A 17,513-nucleotide genomic window follows, 5' to 3' on the forward strand; every position below is an offset into this window, starting at 1 on the left:
GCTTTGGGGTGGGACTATGCTTCATCTGAAGACAGTCCCACCCGTTGAACGAATCACAGTTCACCTGTGGCGATCAGTTGGATCAACCGAGGTGTTCCTGGATCAAACCCGGCAATATCCCACGACATTGAATCTTGTGGATCAACCAGCGAGATATTGTAGGGAGCCAGGGTTATGTAAACGGCTTTTGCCCCAGGATTTACCTTACGGCGGTACTCGGCTAACGCTTGGCTCGGATGCTTGCGCCCTGCCCAGCTTTCACAGTCCGTCCAGAAGCAGAACACGTCTGCCTTGAACTTGTGCTGGATTGCCCAGTCATAGGCAACAGACGCATCCGTTCCCCCAAAGTTTTGGTTGCTGGCTTTGGCGATCGCATCGCTAAACAAATCCCGCGCTGTAATTTTCAGGTCACGGAAATCGTTGGCAAATCCGCGAATGACATAGTGCGGTTCGGCTTTTGCTGTTGCCAATGCCATCGTGGTTGCAATCTCACAGCAAGTCAGCCCAATCGAACTTACGCTGTAAGAGGACATGGAACCGGAAACATCGATCGCGTGCAGAAACACCTTGCCCGTTGGCTGTATGACATCAAAAGAAAGTTCCAGAGCTTGCTCCAGAATATCCACAATGCGGGGAACGGGTTGCCAGGTTTTCTGGCTGCGTCCCAACAGCCCACCAGATTGATAGGTCTTGAGAGCTTTCAAAACATCGATCGGGTGAATGCGTCCTTTTCGCAGATGTTCTGCGCTGTTAAGGACTTGCGCAACTCGCTTCAGGTTGTCAGGGTTATCAGCCGCTAGCACACCCAACTCAGTTAACGATCCCAAATTTCGCAGCAAAGCGCCGATTGGCATATCGTTGAACAGCAGTTGCCATGCCTGCTTGTCCATTTTGCCTACAGGAGCTGCCATTTCATGAGTTAACCGACCTTGGGCGATCGCCTCATGGGTTTGCTCTGGATTGCGCTTCAGCCACTCATACCACCAGATTTGAGCCAAGGCATCCGAAGGAATTTCCTGCGGCAGGCCTTCCCACCCCTGAGTCACCCACTGAAACAACTGGTTGTGATCTTCCGTTAGCGGTTTAACGTGAAACAGCCGCAGCGCATCCCGATGAGAAAACCCTTGACGCTGCTGATATTTCAGCAGTTGATAAGCCAAGCCTTTCGCATCCGGATTCGATAACCAGGACTTACCCGCCTCGCGAATAATCTTGCCAAACCCGCGTATGGCTTTGGTATAGCTCAACCACTCGTAGAAATGGCTTCCCGTTCGCACGACTTTGGGAAAGATAGCCTGAAACGCGTGCTTGGCTTCCACCATCTCACCCATCGATAGCAACACCAGTGCCAGCAGTGGCGCACTGTTATTGATTGCCCGTCCATCACTGGCATACAGGATTTCTGAGGCAACGCGATCGGGGTTGAGGGCGATCGCCTGTTTCAAGACTTCGACGAATTCATCCGTCAACTCCTGCTTGCCTGCGTAATAAGCTCCTTGAGCCGTTCCAATCAACAGGCAGCGACGTAGCACACTCCAGATGTCAGCTTCGAACATCCAACCACCAGAGCGTCCTTGAATCATGTCTGCTTCTCGTCCAGGAATCGGCTGGCTTTGGGGTGTTTGTGTTTTGTTCTGTACGAAAAACTTGTAAGTCATCACAACCTCCAGCCCGTTAGGGCAATGTTTGGAAATTGGCAGAGTGGGAGTTGCACCCACATCACCCGCTTGGAAGGCGATAACCCTCATTCGTCGGCCCTTTCGGGCAAGGTGTGAACAAGGATGTGTTAGGCGTTCTACTGTTAAACTACCTGCCAGTGTTTGGTGTAGCGGCGCGGGAGTTGCACCCGCATCTCCCGCGATTAAGGGGAGAGTCGTCCAAAGCGATAACCCACCGCTACGCGGAAGCAAGCTACAATCTGCGCCCCTTGCGGGCAATGGTTGGCGCTCTACTGTTGAGCTAGCCGCCACATGGTTAAACGTTGGGGGGTAAGAGGTGAGGAGCGTTCTCTCATCTCCCTTCCCTTTGATGAATCCAGAATAGGCGGTTCATCTTCCCCCAGGCGAATTGAGTATGGAAGGCTGAAAAGCTTGTGATTACTGGAGTTCAGGAGCCAGGGGAGGTTCAAGACCTGGGGGACTCCCCTAGCTTTGTGACTGCCATCCATCCCTAACCCTTTACGCAAACGAGTTGCTTCAGGGTTGCCACTACCTCTACCAGGTCAGACTGGTTTGCCATCACCTGGTCGATCGGCTTGTAAGCTGCGGGAATTTCATCCAGTACGCCTTCATCCTTACGGCACTCCACTCCCTGCGTTTGCTGGATCAGGTCTTCCAGCGTGAAGTTGAGCTTTGCCTTGTTTCGGGACATTAACCGTCCTGCTCCGTGAGAGCAAGAGCAGTAGCTTGCTGCGTTGCCCTTTCCCTTCACAATGTAGGACTTGGCTCCCATGGAACCGGGAATGATGCCGTAGTCATCTGCCTGTGCACGCACCGCGCCTTTACGAGTTACATACACTTCTTCGCCGAAATGCACTTCTCGCTCAGCATAGTTGTGGTGGCAGTTGACGTTCAGGCAAGGGGTGAAAGGCTGACCATTTGCCAAATGCTTTTCTAGCACTCGCTTGGATCGCGCCATCATCACCTCCCGATTCACACGGGCATAGTTTTGTGCCCACTGCAAATCACGCCAGTACGCCTCAAACTCTGGAGTTCCCTGAACGAAGTGGGCCAGGTCAGGGTCAGGCAATTTTTCGCCTGCCAGCTTTGCTAACTCCTTCGCCGTCTCGATATGGCGCTGTGCCAGCACATTGCCAATATGACGAGAACCAGAGTGCAGCATCAACCAAACCTGATTTTGCTCATCCACGCAGACCTCGATGAAGTGGTTTCCACCCCCCAGCGATCCCATCTGTTTCAGAGCTTTGGCTTGTAGATTCTGTGCGCCAGAGTGCAGATGCTTGAAGTCCTGCCAGCCTTGCCAGTTCAGCACTTGTGCGTCTGCTGCGTCATTTTCGTTGAAGCCAACGGGAATTAGGGCTTCAATGTCTTGCCGAATCTGGTGCAGTTTGCCGTCCAGTTGGCCTGCTACAAACGGCGTTTTGATCGCGCACATGCCGCAACCAATATCGACTCCCACCGCCGCAGGTACGATCGCCGCTTTCGTCGCTACAACCGAACCGACTAGGGCACCCTTACCTAAGTGAACATCGGGCATCAGGGCAACGTGCTTGAAGACAAAGGGTAGGGATGCCACGTTCTTTGCCATTTTGGTTTCATCTTTACCCAGTTCATGGTTTGCCCAGGAGAGCACAGGCTTGGCGGTAGAGAGGTCTAACTTTTCGTAAGGCATGGTTTCGTGTCCTTCTTTTTCGTTTGTTTGATGTTCTAAGAATAGGAAGGACAACTTCCCCCAGGCGAATGGGAGCAAAAACGTCTGCAATGCCTGTGCTACAACGGTTTTGAAGTTAGGGGAATGTCTTAACTAAGGGTACGCCCTCAGCTTTTCCAGCGAGCTTGCTCTCAGCCAGGTTGGTGACGCTGCGGGAGGAGGACAAACTACTCGCCACTCTCCTATGATTTGGAGTGAATTGTTCTAGGAGGTGAAACTATGTCTGAGCATCGGTTTCTACGCCTTTCTGGGTTTACCAAAGCAGAACGGCTTGAGATGACTCATCGTGTGAGTGAAGCGATTAACCAATCGGGAGCCTGGATCACTGACTTTCACCAGTACTCGAATGTTTTAATCTGCATCAACTTTGAGGTTTCACTTGGAGACCTAAGTAGACTCGCAGCAACGTTGCAAGCAACAGGTCTCCAATTGAGCCAGGAGAGCATCGATCAGCTTACACCTGATAACGCATCAATACACAAGCAATCAGAGCTAGCCGGAACCCTGCAAATTACCTTTATCCACAATGAACCCGACTTGCTTCGAGAAGTGCCCGCTGTGCCAGGATGAGCGTTGAGGCAGGCACTTCTCAAAAGTGGTTTTACCTCAAAGACTGTCTCTCAACATTTTGTCATTCGCCCTTGCTTGAGTCAGGATAGAAGCGTTCCCTCAGACCAGATGATCTATGGCTCGTCCCAGTTATGGACCGGAAGCCAAAAAGCGATCGCTCTACCTGTTCACAACCCTGCTCGACTACGCGAACGACGAGTTGGATTGTGATGAGGTGGCTTTGGATGGGTTGCGATCGCAGATTCAGACTCATTGGCAAACCGAGCAACGGTTAGTGGTGCGAACAAAAGTTCGATTCTTAGAAGCTTTGACGAAACTGGCGGAGTCTCCTTTGAATGGCGAACAAATCAAGGAGGCATTGCGGCGATTTGAGGATTTTCTAGAGATCCTGGACGACAATCGCCCCAACAAGGGTGGATCGGAGGTGTGGCATTTTACCCTCAACCTGTGGCACAGGCGCAGCGATCGCACCGCGAACCTGCGTCAATTTGAGCAGGAATGGGAAAAACGCCGTCCCCAGAGATCCAAACAAGTTACAGGAGAGAGTGGGAGAGTGGGAGAGTGGGAGGGAGATGACAACAGCCCATCCACTCATCCACCCATCTACCCATCTACTCACCACCCCAACTGGTGGCAACTTTGCCGTAACAGTCTGGAGCTACATCAATACGAGCGGTTGACGATTAATCCATTGACGGTCAGCGATGGCATGACCTTCAACCTGGATGAACTCTATCTTCCCCTGGGCTTGCTCGAACGCAAGCAGCGGCATCGCGAAACCGATCGTTCATCAGTCGGTTCACCCGTTGAGGACGGAGACGAGCCAGAAGCCACCCTGACCTTAGAGGAATTTTTTGACCGTCTGCGATCGCCCCAAAAGCAACAAGTGGCGATTGTGGGGGAACCGGGTGCAGGTAAAACAACGCTCCTGCAAAAGATCGCGTTTTGGCTTTTGGAGCAACGGGCACTCCCCGTCTGGATTTCATTGGCAGATTTGCAGGGAGCGACACTGGAGAGCTATCTCTTAGAGGATTGGTTGAAGCAGGCAACTGGGAAGATCAGTGTTCCATTAGAGCTTCAGGAAGCATTTGCCCAACAGGTTGAGCAGGGACGGGTTTGGCTATTGCTGGATGCGATTGATGAGATGGCGATGGATGGAGCAACGGCTCTGACCAGTCTTGCCCGTCAATTGCGGGGATGGCTTGCCAATGCTCATATCGTGCTGACTTGCCGATCTAATGTTTGGGATAGCGGCAAAAATGTGCTCGATGGGTTTACGGCTTATTGCAACCGCAGTTTCAGTTATCGAGGTGGAACTGATGGAGATCAGGTCAGGCAGTTCATTGATCGCTGGTTTCAGAACCATCCAGAGTTGGGCGATCGCTTGCGACAGGAATTGAACAACCCCCAGCGCAAGCGGATCAGAGATGCCGTCAAAAATCCTCTTCGGTTGGCTTTGCTTTGCCGCTCTTGGTCACTGGCACAAGGAACTTTACCGCACACAAAATCCCTGCTCTATCGGCAATTTGTTGAAACGATTTATGAATGGAAGCAGGATCGCTTTCCCACTGCGATCGCCCAGCGGCAACAACTCAACGAGGCATTAGGACAGGTCGCACTACGAGCACTTCTGCAGAAAGAAACACGATTTCGGATGTCCGATTCCTTCGCTCAAGCTGCGTTTGCTCAATCGTTAGATCTTATGACCCTGGCCTTACAACTGGGTTGGCTGAATCAGGTTGGCATTTCAGCGACCACAGGCGAGAAGATTTATGCTTTTTATCACTCCACGTTTCAAGAATATTTTGCCGCACAAGCTATTTCAGATTGGCAGTTCTTCTTTGACCCGACTCACGATTTTCCCGTCTTTCATCCTTCCTGGCGGGAGGTGATTCTGCTCTGGTTGGGCAGGCCAGATGTTTCCATGGCAGAGAAAGAGAGCTTTGTTGCCGAACTCATGAGCTTTGACGATCGCTGTGGTGGTTTTTATTCCCATCACGCTTACTGTTTAGCGGCGGCAGGGTTGGCGGAGTTTCCCCAATCTGGGCATGCTCAGACCATCCTGGCTCAGCTTCTCCAATGGCGGTTTGGGGTGTCTCCTGCGTCTCTTGGTGAAGGAGCCAGAGTTGCACTGCTGCAAACCGATCGCCAGCTTGCAACTGCGGCTTTAGAGGAGTTTGTTCAGGTTGCCGAAAATCCCTTTGCTGGTTGGCAGGCAGCCTACACGCTGGGTAAAACGCTTGATCCGGGTAATTCAATTGCGATCGCTGCCTTTGTTCAACTCATTGCCACACTACATAGTGAAGCTCTGAAATTGCAGGTGGTTGAAAGCCTGGGCAGAATCGCGCCAGATCATCCAATTGTGGTTCGTTCCCTGGAAGAAATTCTGGAATCAACCCAGGAGGACAACATTCGCCGCAGAGCCGCCTACAGTTTGGGAAAAATTCATCTCGGTAATTTGAGAGCGATCGCTACCCTGGAGCAGATCATTCACTCAAACAAAAACTCCACATTGCAACTGCAAGCCGCAGAGAATCTCATCGCGCTTGATCCGCAAAATGATGTGGCAAATGCTGTACTCCAGCCTGGGAAGAAGAAAGAGAAGCCACGTCAAAAATCTCAACATCAACGAACCAATCAGCAAGATCTCAATCAACTCATCGATACATTGGAACAACGATTATTAACCGCAAAAGACTGGGCAAATCAACGACGAATTGCTTATCGACTAGCCACCCTCCAACCTGGGCATCCGGCAGCGATCCACTGCTTGTTGCAACTTTTGTTAAACGAAGAGTATTCAACTCATCATAAACGAGTTGTTGAAGACTTAAAAACAGTTGCATTAGAGAGTCAACTCAGCCATATTGTTTCTCAACTAAGCATCTTGTTCGCAGACGTTGACCTTTCAATGTGCGTTCAACTGACAGCGCAGCTGCGTGAGTGCCACAAACTGTTATCGTACTGTGCTCAGCAGATGCACTACACCGAATTCTTGAATGCTTGGTGCAATGGATGAAGAGGAAACCCCGAATGTATTTCGAGTTAAATAGTTAAATATAGGACGGCGTTGAAGATCTGCGATTTCCTCAATTGGATGGGTGTAGTCGGTTCTTTTGATAATTAAGTTCAATTAAAGAGACTACGAATACCTATCAAAGCGCCTTCAAGGAACGTAAAAAAAAGCTTAAAGTGAACATAAGTTTACTAGACGGAGTCCCAGCAGTTTGAGGTAGTTCTAGTTTTTGATTGAAGGATTGATCGACTGACGCGTGCCTGCAACCCATATGACAAAGACGACTTCACCCACGGAATTGAGCACATCCCAAATGCCCTCGAAACCCATTGATAGCAATCGCATTCTGAACCTTTCTCTGGATATGGTTTGCCTGATTGGTCAAGATGGGCATTTTCAGTACTTGAATGCTCGTTGGGAAGAAACGTTGGGGTTGACAACGGCGGAGCTGCTGGCGCACCCCTGGACAACTTTCATGCACTCAGAGGATCAAGCCGCCGCTCTCACAATGCTGGCAACGGCGCTGTTCACGGGCGATCGCTCCACTCAAAATGTGCAATTTGAAAATCGCTATTGTTGTCAGGATGGAAGCTACAAGTGGTTTTTGTGGAATGCCAGTTTTTGTTCTGAACAGCAAGTGGTTTACGCCGTCGTTCGAGATATTACAGAACGCAAGCAGTCCCGGCAAGCCTTGAGGGAAAGTGAAGAACGATTTCGGCATCTCGTTGAAAACGTCAAAGACTATGCCATTTACATGCTAGATCCGGAAGGCAATGTCATCAGTTGGAACCAAGGCGCAGAGCGAATTAATGGCTACACTGAAGCGGAAATTATTGGACGATCTGTTGCCCTGTTTTATCCTTCCGATGCCATTCGGTTAGGCAAACCGGAGTATGAATTGCATGTCGCCGCAACGATTGGTCGCTTTGAGGATGAAAGCTGCCGAGTTCGGCAGGATGGTTCTCAATTTCTTGCCCATGCGATTGTTACGGCTCTGCATGATAAAAATGGACAATTACGAGGGTTTGCGAAAGTTACCCGCGATATTACCGAGCGAAAACGCGCAGAAGCCGCACTCCAAAAGGCATATGATGAGCTGGAAAAGCGGGTTCAGGAGCGTACCGCTGAATTGCTGGAAGCGAATCGGTTACTGCGGCATGAAATTGTAGAGCGAAAGCAGGCTGAAGCCGGACTACGCCAATCTGAAGCCCAGTTGCGACAACAGACACAGCAATTACAGCAAGCCTTACAACAATTGCAAGAAACCCAGGCACAGTTAGTGCATTCTGAAAAAATGTCGAGTCTGGGGCAACTTGTGGCTGGGGTTGCCCATGAGATCAACAATCCTGTGAATTTCATTTCTGGTAATGTCACCTATGCCAGTCAGTATGCTCAGGATTTATTGCATCTGCTAACCCTGTATCAACAGGAATACTCGCAGCCTGCTCCGGTGATTGAGGAAGCTTTGGCGAATATGGATTTGCAGTTTCTATACAAAGACTTGCCCAAGTTGCTCAATTCTATGCAGGCTGGGGCTGATCGCATTTGTCAGATTGTCCTCTCCTTGCGAAATTTTTCGCGGTTGGATGAAGCCGCGAAAAAGCCCGTGAATATTCACGAAGGCATTGATAACACCTTGTTAATCTTGCAGAATCGGTTGAAAGCTCGACCCGATTTTCCAGCCACTGTGGTGAACAAGGTATACGCCAACCTGCCCCTGGTTGATTGTTATGCAGGTCAATTGAACCAGGTGTTTATGAATATCCTCAGTAATGCAATCGACGCATTGGAGGAAAAATGGCTTCACGATTTAATGAATGTTGCAAACCATCGTCAGGCTAAGCACCACGATCGCTCAGCTCCGGTTTCCCAAACCAGTGAAATTTCAAGTTCTGCGATGAGTTTTGCTTGTTGCCTACCAACCATCACGATTCAAACAGAGCAGATCGATGCCGATTGGATTATGATTCGCATTGCTGATAACGGTCTGGGAATGCCGGAGACGGTTAAGCAACGACTGTTCGATCCCTTTTTTACAACAAAACCAGTGGGCAAGGGAACTGGATTGGGATTGTCGATCAGCTATCAAATTGTCGTGGAACTGCACGGAGGACAGTTAACGTGTTATTCCATTCCAGGTCAGGGCACAGAGTTTGCGATCGCAATTCCCTTGCGAGAAAATCTACCGCCACTTTCCTCCAAAATCTTTCACCACTCATCCAGCATTGTGTAGATTTAGTCAAATTCTAGACTTGCATCGCTTCTACCAATCTTTCAACCGTAAGCAGTTTTCGAGGAATGTTACTCCTCGTTCTTCAAGCTTCAATTTGAAATGGTTGAGGAATAATCAAAAACCTTTTGATTTCACACAGCTCGCTGAGCAGATTGAGAAATTGCTCAACCATAGGCTGGAAGGATCAAGAGTAAGCTCCACCATTCAGGGTTAGGGGCAGGATGATGGGTAAGTTGACAAATTTTAATATCCTTTCCACCAATAGGCGTATATCTAGCGGCAGAAACCTTCTCACTTTGCTAATTCTCCACCAGTTCTCCACCTTTGTTCTTTATGGTGAAATCATCAGTTGTTCTGCTGGCTTTTTGAGAAACAACGTAGTTAGTTCAGCCTATTTCTAAATCAGAAATGCGCTGCTGTACGTCAAGTTTACTCACATCAGTTCAGCAGAATAACTTGGCGTTCCAGCCCTTGGATAGCGAGTGTGCGATCGCAGATCCACATCTATACGTCGCTTCCAACTCATCTGTAACTTCTCCAAAGTTCCAAATTATCGGGCGAAATTCATTTCGCCCGCTTTACTCTACTGTCAATAAAAATCTTCGATGAAACTTTAGACAAATTTTGTTTTGATTGAGGTGCAAATTATGGCAAGGCCTATATCCAGGAATATTATTCAAACCCTTATTTTCAGCCTACTTGCTGGAGTATTTACTTTAGGCATTGCAGGATGTGGAGCGGGCTATGAAGGCGAAGTCGGCGAGGAGGGCGAACGAGAAGAAACTGTGGGAGAACAGGGAATTGGTGAACGTGAAGAAGCTGAAGAGGACGATTAATTCGTTCGCTTAATCTGTTCGTTGTTTAGTGGTTTAGGAGATGAATATCCATGAAATTTGAAACAACAAAACTCCATGAATTTGAACATTCTTTTGCGAAAGGATGGGTAGTACGCAGCACCATAGCTGTGATGTTAACGACCGTTTTGCTGGCAGGATGTCAAACTCCTGAGCAACAAACGACAGTCCCTGAAGATCAAAATGTTACCACTGAAGAATTGGTTGACAACCCAAACAAATATATCGGTCAAGTTGTAACCGTGCGGAGCGAACCGGTTGCTGAAATTGGCCCAAGTACATTCACCATGGAGGATGAAGAGTTTTTCGGTAGTGAGCCAATTCTGGTTGTTAATGCCACAGGCGAACTCTTCGTCTTTCCAGAAGCCGGAACCGATGTTCAAGTGACAGGGGAAGTCCGTAACTTTGTTGCTCTGGATATTGAGCGTGAGTACAACCTGGGCTTGGAAGCCGATGACTACGCAACCTACGAAAATCAACCGGCCCTTATTGCTCAATCCATTGCGATCGCTCCAGAGCCAGGTGAATTGGCCAGTAACCCAGAGCAGTACTATGGTGAGCAGCTTGCTGTGACAGGCGAAATTGAGGAGTTTCAAAGTGCCAATGTTTTTACATTAGACGAGGATCAATTGTTTGGTGGACAGGACTTGCTGGTTCTGCGGGCTAACCCAACCACTGCTGCCGAGCCTGCGATCGAAGATGGAGAAACCGTTGCCGTAACAGGTGAACTGCGACCATTTATTGTCGCTGAACTGGAACGTGACTACGAATTCAACTGGGAAGCAGGGATTCAGGAGCAGTTAGAAGCTGAATATCGCGACCGACCCGTGTTAGTTGCCGATAATGTGTATCCCTCTGCAATTCCAGATGACGATCAATAGACATCTTGCATAACTTGTTGCCATGGTCGCGCAACTCATTCCTGCAACCGTTTTCCTAAAACGATTTATGTAAGAGGTTTTACAGAATTCAGAAGTACCCTCCAGATGAAGCAACATCACCAAGCCCAATCCTCAACTCAATCATCACACTCCACTTCAACAGCCCAACAGATCCCGCAACCGCCGCAGGGAGGGCAACGGCTAAAGTGGCTTGGGCCCAGTTTTATTTGGATGTTATCTGCGGCGGGCTCTGGAGAACTCCTGTTTACACCGCGAGTAGCGGCCCTATATGGGTATGCGCTGTTATGGGCTCTACTTGCGGCAGTGATTCTCAAGTGGTTTATTAACCGTGAGGTTGGACGGTTTACCGTTTGCACAGGCGCAACGATTTTAGAGGGATTTAAGCAGCTTCCCGGACCTAAAAACTGGGCCGTTTGGTTAATTCTTGTGCCCCAATTTGCGGTTGCTATTTCTACAGTGGCCGGGATGGCAGGAGCCGCTGCAACAGCGCTCATTCTTGTAACGGGTGGAACCGTTCAACTCTGGACTGTGATTATTATCGTAGTGACGGCTGCAATCGTGTTTTTAGGCCAATACAACGTGGTGGAAACGTTCTCATCTTACGTTGGTATTGCTCGTACGCTTGCGGTGGTGATTGCAGCAATTTTGGTGTTTCCTAGTGTTCAGGATTTAGCCTCCGGTTTAGTGCCGCAAATTCCCCAGGATGTCCAATATCAGGAAGTCTTGCCCTGGTTAGGGTTTATGCTGGCGGGTGCAGCTGGCATGATGTGGTACTCCTACTGGGTAGATGCACGAGGGTATGGAGCAACGGCACTCAAGCAAGAGGAGCCGATCGCAGTGAAGCAACTGGATTCAGACCAGCAAAACCGTTTGCAGGGCTGGGTACAACTGATGACGTTCTCCAATACACTGGCCGTGGTGGGAGCATTACTAGCAGCGCTAGCATTCCTGGTTTTGGGAGGCGAGTTGCTGCGTCCAGAAGGGCTCGTTCCCCAAGAGAACCAAGTCGCGGAAACGTTGGGCAACTTGCTGGGTAATATTTGGGGACCTTTTGGGTTCTGGTTCATGATTGCGATCGTGTTCATTACCTTTTGCAGCTGTGCAAGATGGGTTTGGTCGCATGTTTGCGGATGGAACTCAGATACTCCTGCAGGGGTTTGGCATTCGCCGAAGCCGTTGGACCAACGAAAAGTTTCTGCGGAAGTTTTACATTGCAGTGCTACTGGCGATTCTACCGATCACCATTTATCTCTTTTTCGGTGAACCCGTTGGATTGCTGCAAACGGCTGGTGCGATCGAAGCCGCTCACATCCCGATTGTTGCGGGGCTCACCTTATTTCTGAACCATCACATGTTGCCTGACAAGTTACGTCCTTCTGGACCCACCTTTTTGGGAACTGTGATTGCTGGGTTGTTCTTTGGAGTGTTTGCCATCATTTACCTGTTGCAGTTGACGGGGGTTCTAAGCAGTGGCAGTGGTTAGTTCTGCGTTACGTATTCCAATATCTTGAAATGTTTCCTTCCCTGTTAGTTAGAGGATTATGTTATGAAGTCCACATTTTTCAATTCCAAAAAGTTTCTGTCGGTTGCGCTGATTGTGTCTCTTCTGCCTTTGGCTGCATGTCGAGTTGAGCAGGAAAGAGCAGCTGAACTGCCTGATGTTGATGTAAGCGTAGAGCCAGGGCAGTTTCCGGAGTACGATATCCAAGGTCCTGATGTTAATGTTGGTGTCGCAGAGCGTACGGTAACGGTGCCCAGGGTGGTGGTGGTTGAAGAAGAGGAAACCGTTGAGGTTCCGTACATTGATATTGATGTCCCAGGAGCCGAGCGGGAAGAACGTACGATCACGGCTGAAGTGGAAGTTCCTTCCGCTGGGTACAACCTTGAGATCCAAGATGTTTATGCCGTGAACAACGAGTTGTGGATTATCTCTCGTCTAGAAGAGGTTGAAGCGAATGTACCACAAGCCATCACTCGAGTTTCCGATCGCATTGTTCTGAATGCTCCTGCTTTGCCTGTGCGTCACTATATTGTGGGCGATCGCCCTAGCGGAGTCTTCAACGAACAGTACGAGTTTGTGGGCGATCGCCAGCAGATTCTTCCCCAGCTTGAAGCAGGACGCCAGTTGTATGAGCGAGGAGCCGCTAGCTAAACCATGCTCGACTGGATCACAACCACCATCGCGACCTTCAACTACTGGGGAATTGCTCTGTTGATGCTGCTGGAAAATATTTTCCCGCCCATTCCTTCAGAACTCATCATGCCTCTAGCAGGCTTTACTGTTACCCAAGGCAAATTAAACTTTGTGTGGGTCATTGTGGCAGGCACGGTAGGTTCAATTTTGGGAGCCTTTCCCTGGTTCTACATTGGTCGGCGTGTGGGTGAACAGCGGTTACAGAGATGGGTAGACCGACACGGCAAATGGCTCGCCCTTTCTGGGGAAGATATTGACAAATCAAAACGATGGTTTGACCAATACGGTGGTGTCGTTGTGTTGTTTGGCCGTCTTGTACCCGGTATTCGCACACTGATCTCGGTTCCTGCGGGATTTGAAGAAATGCCCTGGGCCAAGTTCTTACTATACTCCCTGGTGGGAACCGTTGCGTGGAATATCCTACTCACCTATGCGGGCATTCTACTAGGGCAAAACTATCAGCTAATTGAGAAGTTCTTGGGGCCGATTTCTGGAATTGTATTGGTTGGATTGCTGATTTTTGCGGGTGTTTGGATTATGAAACGCAAGCAGCGCAGAAAGAAGCAAAAACGCTAAACCGTGCGTTAAAAAGGCTGCGGAATATTCAATTGCAGTCAGTTCCTAGAACATGGCCTAAGGGGACTTCTAAGCCGAGTCCTTGGGAATATTGAAACGAGGTGATGTATGTCAAAAACTGCACAATCGGACTTTAAAAGAGACCAAGCAACCAAACCGGTTTGCAACCGTATTGCAATCGTTTTTGACTTTGATGACACCTTGGCCCCAGATACCTTTGATGAGTTAATCCACCGTTTGAGGCTGGACGTTAGGGAGTTTCGTCAACAGCGGTACAAGCCACTCAAAGATGCTGGATGGGACCATGTTGCTGCACGGTTTTATTGCTTAATTCAAGAATCCAAACGGCGCAAAGAGAAAATCACAAAAGATTATTTGATTCAGTTTGGACGCGAGCTACAGCCTTTTGATGGGGTCACTGAAATGTTCGACCGCCTGCATCAACAGGTTGGCGAACTAAATCCAGAGATCGAACTTGAGTTTTATTTGATCACAGGGGGATTTGCCGAAGTTGTGCGTCATACCTGTATTGCGCCGTATTTTACAAAGATGTGGGGCTGTGAATTTCACTATGCAGAGAACGGTGAAATTGAGTTTCTAAAACGAAGTATTAGCCACACTGAAAAAACTCGCTATTTGATGCACATTGCTAGCGGACAGGATCAAGTCGATGGAGATGGGCGATCGTTTGCCTATCGCGATATATCAGAAGCAGAACTCCGCATTCCCCTGGCCCAAATGATCTATGTTGGCGATGGTGCATCAGACGTTCCTTGTTTTTCAGTATTGAATGACGAAGGCGGCGTTACTTTAGGGGTGTTTAAAGGAGACACGGCAGCGGAATGGAGACAACAGGTTGAAGTAACGGAAAGCCAGCGGGTCATGAATTTGGCTTCTGCAGACTATCGCGAGGAATCGGAGCTGATGCGATCGCTGGCTTTGGCGATTGAAAGCTTGTGTAAACACATCTCCTTACGCCAGTTGAGTACTGGAGAATGAGGATAGATGCTCATCACAGAGGAGTAACGGAGTGATGAATCAACATCTGTGGCGACGAATTAAATACTTATTACTAGGCGTAGCCGGTTTCCTGTTGGCGCTGCTGCTATGGAGCGTGATAGAACCTTATACCCTTGACCAGGAAATGGTCGCTGCAGAGGTGCCATCACTACCGCAGTCCTGGCAAGGAAAACACATTGCCGTTGTTTCAGATTTTCAGTTTGGCATGTGGATGGCCAATATCAGTACTGCCGAACGAGCGATCGCTCATATTGTTGAAGATCGTCCAGCAGCAGCCATTATTGCGGGGGATTTTGTCTACAAGCCAGGAGAAAATCTCACACCAGAGCTGAATCGCGTAACTGAAGTGGTGCGTCCGCTGACGGCTGCTCAAATTCCCACCTATGCAATTTTGGGAAACCATGACTATGGGGTTAGCACTGCTGCTTCGGCAGACAATACAGGTCAACAACGAGCTAATCAAATTCAGCAGGCCCTGGAATCGATCGGGGTTCAAGTCCTGCAAAATGAAGCGATCGCCATTCCTAACCGCGATCCAGCGTCTGGAAGCGAGCCATTTTACTTGGTTGGGATTGGTGCACATCTGCCCAATCAAGCCAAACCATTAGAGGCGATCGCCCAGATTCCCAACAATGCTGCACGCTTTGTTTTGATGCACAATCCGGCCACCTTCGCCGAACTGCCTGCAGGGACAGCGCCCGTTGCAGTAGCCGGACATACGCATGGCGGCCAAATCCGTATTCCGTTCATGCCGCATTGGTCATGGATGGCATGGGTTGAAGATAAAACCAGTTGGTCATGGCTTTCCAAAATTCAAGGCGATACTGTGCGCGTTTCTGGTTGGATTCCTGGCTATGGGAATGCCAATAATCATTTGTACATTAATCGCGGCATTGGTTTTAGCCATCTGCCCATTCGTTTTAATTGCCCACCTGAGTTAACGGTATTCGTCTTGCAACGAGCAACGTAATCACTCACCCACCATCATGGATCAATTCTTATGAGCCGCCGAAATTCCCCCTTTTCCGATTTACAGCGCCCCGCCCAGAGAGCCGCATCCCATCCCTGGATTGAACGGCTGGCCCGAATTGGCTATGCCGCCAAAGGCGTTGTCTACTTTATTGTTGGCCTATTGGCAGCACAGGCGGCCTTTACAACAGGCGGCAGAACGACGGATACAAGTGGCGCGTTAACCACAATTGTGAATCAACCCTTTGGAAAATTTCTGTTGGTTTTGGTCACAATCGGCTTGATAGGTTATGCTCTGTGGCGACTTGTGCAGGCAGTCTTTGATCCAGAACATGCGGGTGAGGAAACAGATGCAAAACAGATTGCTCAACGCCTGGGTTGTGGGTTCAGTGCGATCGCCTATGGCGGTTTAATCTTAGTCGCTGTCAAGCTCATCATGGGTACGGGCAGTAGTAACGGCAACGCCACACAAGATTGGACGGCCCGGTTTATGGCTCAGCCCTTTGGGCAATGGCTGGTTGGCTTGGCAGGGCTAGTGGTGATTGGAGTTGGAATTTCGTACCTTTATCAAGCTTACAAAGCTGAGTTTCAACGCCATTTCAAGCGGCAACAAATGACTCAAACCCAATTAAATTGGGCAACATGGCTGGGCCAGTTTGGGATTGCAGCGCGTGGCGTTGTGTTTTGCATCATTGGCCTGTTCGTTGTGCTTGCTGCGGTCCACGCCAATGCCAGCGAGGTCAGAGGCTTGGGTGGGGCACTTGCTGCCTTGGCAGCGCAACCGTTTGGCGCTTGGCTATTGGGCATTGTTGCGCTCGGCTTGATTGCTTACAGCGCTTACTCCGTCATTGAAGCCCGATATCGACGAATCATTCAGCCACATTAACCGCTCAAAAATTAGATGCTTTGGGAAGCAGATCATGAAGAAATCTCGACCCAGCAAGATAGTGATTTGGATATTTACTGGAATCGTACTGTTGTTTGGAACCTATGTTCTAGGAACATTTCTATTACAAGAAAGTTCCGATTCAATCCAAGATCAAGGTTTAGACACTGAACAATTACCTTAAGCAAAAAATCAAATGTTCTTGCATTGGTTCGTGAATCAATTGGAGTGAATCAATTTGTTCATATTTAGTTGACTAGTTGAGTTACAGGATTTTTGCGATGAGACACCAAACACAATCCCAAAATCAATGGCGACGAATTGGAGTGAGGGCTGCTCTACTGTCTTGCGGTTTGTCAGTTTCTTTTACAGCAGCTGCGATCGCCAATAGGGCTCAGCCCCAAGTTTCCCAACGTCAACCGCAGGCGAGTCGTTCGGAACGACAACCTGAGCTGCAAATCGCGCAAGAACCAAACGCATGTTACCGGGTTGTGGCTGAAGATGGGCTGTACGTTCGGGAAGAACCCACTGTTTACAGTGAGGCACTGGCCATCTTGAATTTTGGACAACCCGTCACCATCGCGCCGGATGGTACGGGCGGTACAGAATATTGGGCTCCAATTGCAACACCCATTCCAGGGTATGTGTGGGCCGATTGGTTAGCTCCTTGCTAAAGCTTCTGCTTAGCCTGGATGTGCTCAAACGAACGAGGATAGCGTGATGAAGTCCCCCATTGGACAAACCTGTTGGGCGATCGCCGAGGGGTATATTCCTGCCCTAAGTACAGGACAAAAACTTGCAAAGCTTGAGTAGAAGAGGGTTTCATGAGAATTACCACATTCGTCCATGAAACCCTCATGAATCAGGTTACTCTACTTCGAGATGCGTTGCGTCCCCATCTAG

Annotated in this window: 15 protein-coding genes and 2 tRNA genes; 13 read left to right on the forward strand and 4 right to left on the reverse strand. The window is 49.2% G+C overall.

Annotated elements, in window-relative coordinates; all coding sequences use genetic code 11:
- Window positions 1-53 precede the first annotated feature (53 nt).
- From ACQ4M4_RS14735 to ACQ4M4_RS14750, 4 genes are all read right to left on the reverse strand, one after another.
- On the reverse strand, window positions 54-1,658 hold the full coding sequence (locus ACQ4M4_RS14735) for a TROVE domain-containing protein (protein WP_430685256.1): 1,605 nt from the start codon (window positions 1,656-1,658) through the stop codon (window positions 54-56).
- A gap of 35 nt (window positions 1,659-1,693) precedes the next feature.
- A tRNA-OTHER gene (locus ACQ4M4_RS14740) sits at window positions 1,694-1,816 on the reverse strand.
- A 5-nt stretch (window positions 1,817-1,821) separates the two neighbouring features.
- Window positions 1,822-1,970: transfer RNA gene (locus ACQ4M4_RS14745), tRNA-OTHER, on the reverse strand.
- A gap of 199 nt (window positions 1,971-2,169) precedes the next feature.
- Window positions 2,170-3,351, reverse strand: coding sequence for an RtcB family protein (locus ACQ4M4_RS14750; protein WP_430685257.1), 1,182 nt, complete (start codon window positions 3,349-3,351; stop codon window positions 2,170-2,172).
- A gap of 258 nt (window positions 3,352-3,609) precedes the next feature.
- On the opposite strand from ACQ4M4_RS14750, the gene ACQ4M4_RS14755 reads away from it, so the two are divergent.
- From ACQ4M4_RS14755 to ACQ4M4_RS14815, 13 genes are all read left to right on the forward strand, one after another.
- The gene (locus ACQ4M4_RS14755; RefSeq protein ID WP_430685258.1) at window positions 3,610-3,960 is read left to right on the forward strand and encodes a hypothetical protein; all 351 of its coding nucleotides are present in this window, start codon (window positions 3,610-3,612) and stop codon (window positions 3,958-3,960) included.
- Window positions 3,961-4,075: 115 nt separating this feature from the next.
- Window positions 4,076-6,979: a HEAT repeat domain-containing protein gene (locus tag ACQ4M4_RS14760; protein WP_430685259.1), complete on the forward strand. Its 2,904-nt coding sequence runs from the start codon at window positions 4,076-4,078 to the stop codon at window positions 6,977-6,979.
- A gap of 310 nt (window positions 6,980-7,289) precedes the next feature.
- Window positions 7,290-9,209, forward strand: coding sequence for a PAS domain-containing sensor histidine kinase (locus ACQ4M4_RS14765; RefSeq protein WP_430685260.1), 1,920 nt, complete (start codon window positions 7,290-7,292; stop codon window positions 9,207-9,209).
- Between the two features lie 629 nt (window positions 9,210-9,838).
- Entirely contained in the window at window positions 9,839-10,045 is a 207-nt protein-coding gene (locus ACQ4M4_RS14770) for a hypothetical protein (RefSeq protein WP_430685261.1), read from the forward strand.
- 131 nt (window positions 10,046-10,176) lie between these two features.
- Window positions 10,177-10,944: a hypothetical protein gene (locus ACQ4M4_RS14775; RefSeq protein WP_430685262.1), complete on the forward strand. Its 768-nt coding sequence runs from the start codon at window positions 10,177-10,179 to the stop codon at window positions 10,942-10,944.
- A gap of 105 nt (window positions 10,945-11,049) precedes the next feature.
- The gene (locus tag ACQ4M4_RS14780; RefSeq protein ID WP_430685263.1) at window positions 11,050-12,228 is read left to right on the forward strand and encodes an Nramp family divalent metal transporter; all 1,179 of its coding nucleotides are present in this window, start codon (window positions 11,050-11,052) and stop codon (window positions 12,226-12,228) included.
- Window positions 12,182-12,448: a hypothetical protein gene (locus ACQ4M4_RS14785; RefSeq protein WP_430685264.1), complete on the forward strand. Its 267-nt coding sequence runs from the start codon at window positions 12,182-12,184 to the stop codon at window positions 12,446-12,448. The genes ACQ4M4_RS14780 and ACQ4M4_RS14785 overlap by 47 nt, the downstream gene beginning before the upstream one ends.
- Before the next feature lie 63 nt (window positions 12,449-12,511).
- A complete protein-coding gene (locus tag ACQ4M4_RS14790; protein ID WP_430685265.1) occupies window positions 12,512-13,117 on the forward strand; it encodes a hypothetical protein in 606 nt (201 codons plus the stop codon).
- 3 nt (window positions 13,118-13,120) lie between these two features.
- Complete coding sequence (locus tag ACQ4M4_RS14795; protein ID WP_430685266.1) at window positions 13,121-13,735, forward strand: DedA family protein; 615 nt, start codon at window positions 13,121-13,123, stop codon at window positions 13,733-13,735.
- A 108-nt stretch (window positions 13,736-13,843) separates the two neighbouring features.
- Window positions 13,844-14,734 (forward strand): HAD family hydrolase, encoded by an 891-nt coding sequence (locus ACQ4M4_RS14800; RefSeq protein ID WP_430685267.1) that lies wholly within the window; start codon window positions 13,844-13,846, stop codon window positions 14,732-14,734.
- Between the two features lie 34 nt (window positions 14,735-14,768).
- Complete coding sequence (locus ACQ4M4_RS14805) at window positions 14,769-15,725, forward strand: metallophosphoesterase (protein ID WP_430685272.1); 957 nt, start codon at window positions 14,769-14,771, stop codon at window positions 15,723-15,725.
- A 30-nt stretch (window positions 15,726-15,755) separates the two neighbouring features.
- Window positions 15,756-16,610, forward strand: coding sequence for a DUF1206 domain-containing protein (locus ACQ4M4_RS14810; RefSeq protein ID WP_430685268.1), 855 nt, complete (start codon window positions 15,756-15,758; stop codon window positions 16,608-16,610).
- A gap of 281 nt (window positions 16,611-16,891) precedes the next feature.
- Window positions 16,892-17,284, forward strand: a complete 393-nt coding sequence (locus tag ACQ4M4_RS14815) for a hypothetical protein (protein ID WP_430685269.1) — start codon at window positions 16,892-16,894, stop codon at window positions 17,282-17,284.
- Window positions 17,285-17,513: the final 229 nt, after the last annotated feature.

This window comes from Leptolyngbya sp. AN02str (genome assembly GCF_050565595.1).
Taxonomy (GTDB): domain Bacteria; phylum Cyanobacteriota; class Cyanobacteriia; order Elainellales; family Elainellaceae; genus Kaiparowitsia.

What these genes read in the sequence shown, in the direction of transcription:
- ACQ4M4_RS14805 (WP_430685272.1), top strand. Translation starts at nt 14,769, where the DNA reads ATGAATCAACATCTGTGGCGACGAATTAAATACTTATTACTAGGCGTA.
- ACQ4M4_RS14755 (WP_430685258.1), top strand. Translation starts at nt 3,610, where the DNA reads ATGTCTGAGCATCGGTTTCTACGCCTTTCTGGGTTTACCAAAGCAGAA.
- ACQ4M4_RS14735 (WP_430685256.1), bottom strand. Translation starts at nt 1,658, where the DNA reads ATGACTTACAAGTTTTTCGTACAGAACAAAACACAAACACCCCAAAGC.
- ACQ4M4_RS14780 (WP_430685263.1), top strand. Translation starts at nt 11,050, where the DNA reads ATGAAGCAACATCACCAAGCCCAATCCTCAACTCAATCATCACACTCC.
- ACQ4M4_RS14795 (WP_430685266.1), top strand. Translation starts at nt 13,121, where the DNA reads ATGCTCGACTGGATCACAACCACCATCGCGACCTTCAACTACTGGGGA.
- ACQ4M4_RS14790 (WP_430685265.1), top strand. Translation starts at nt 12,512, where the DNA reads ATGAAGTCCACATTTTTCAATTCCAAAAAGTTTCTGTCGGTTGCGCTG.
- ACQ4M4_RS14775 (WP_430685262.1), top strand. Translation starts at nt 10,177, where the DNA reads ATGTTAACGACCGTTTTGCTGGCAGGATGTCAAACTCCTGAGCAACAA.
- ACQ4M4_RS14750 (WP_430685257.1), bottom strand. Translation starts at nt 3,351, where the DNA reads ATGCCTTACGAAAAGTTAGACCTCTCTACCGCCAAGCCTGTGCTCTCC.
- ACQ4M4_RS14760 (WP_430685259.1), top strand. Translation starts at nt 4,076, where the DNA reads ATGGCTCGTCCCAGTTATGGACCGGAAGCCAAAAAGCGATCGCTCTAC.
- ACQ4M4_RS14800 (WP_430685267.1), top strand. Translation starts at nt 13,844, where the DNA reads ATGTCAAAAACTGCACAATCGGACTTTAAAAGAGACCAAGCAACCAAA.
- ACQ4M4_RS14765 (WP_430685260.1), top strand. Translation starts at nt 7,290, where the DNA reads ATGCCCTCGAAACCCATTGATAGCAATCGCATTCTGAACCTTTCTCTG.
- ACQ4M4_RS14810 (WP_430685268.1), top strand. Translation starts at nt 15,756, where the DNA reads ATGAGCCGCCGAAATTCCCCCTTTTCCGATTTACAGCGCCCCGCCCAG.
- ACQ4M4_RS14815 (WP_430685269.1), top strand. Translation starts at nt 16,892, where the DNA reads ATGAGACACCAAACACAATCCCAAAATCAATGGCGACGAATTGGAGTG.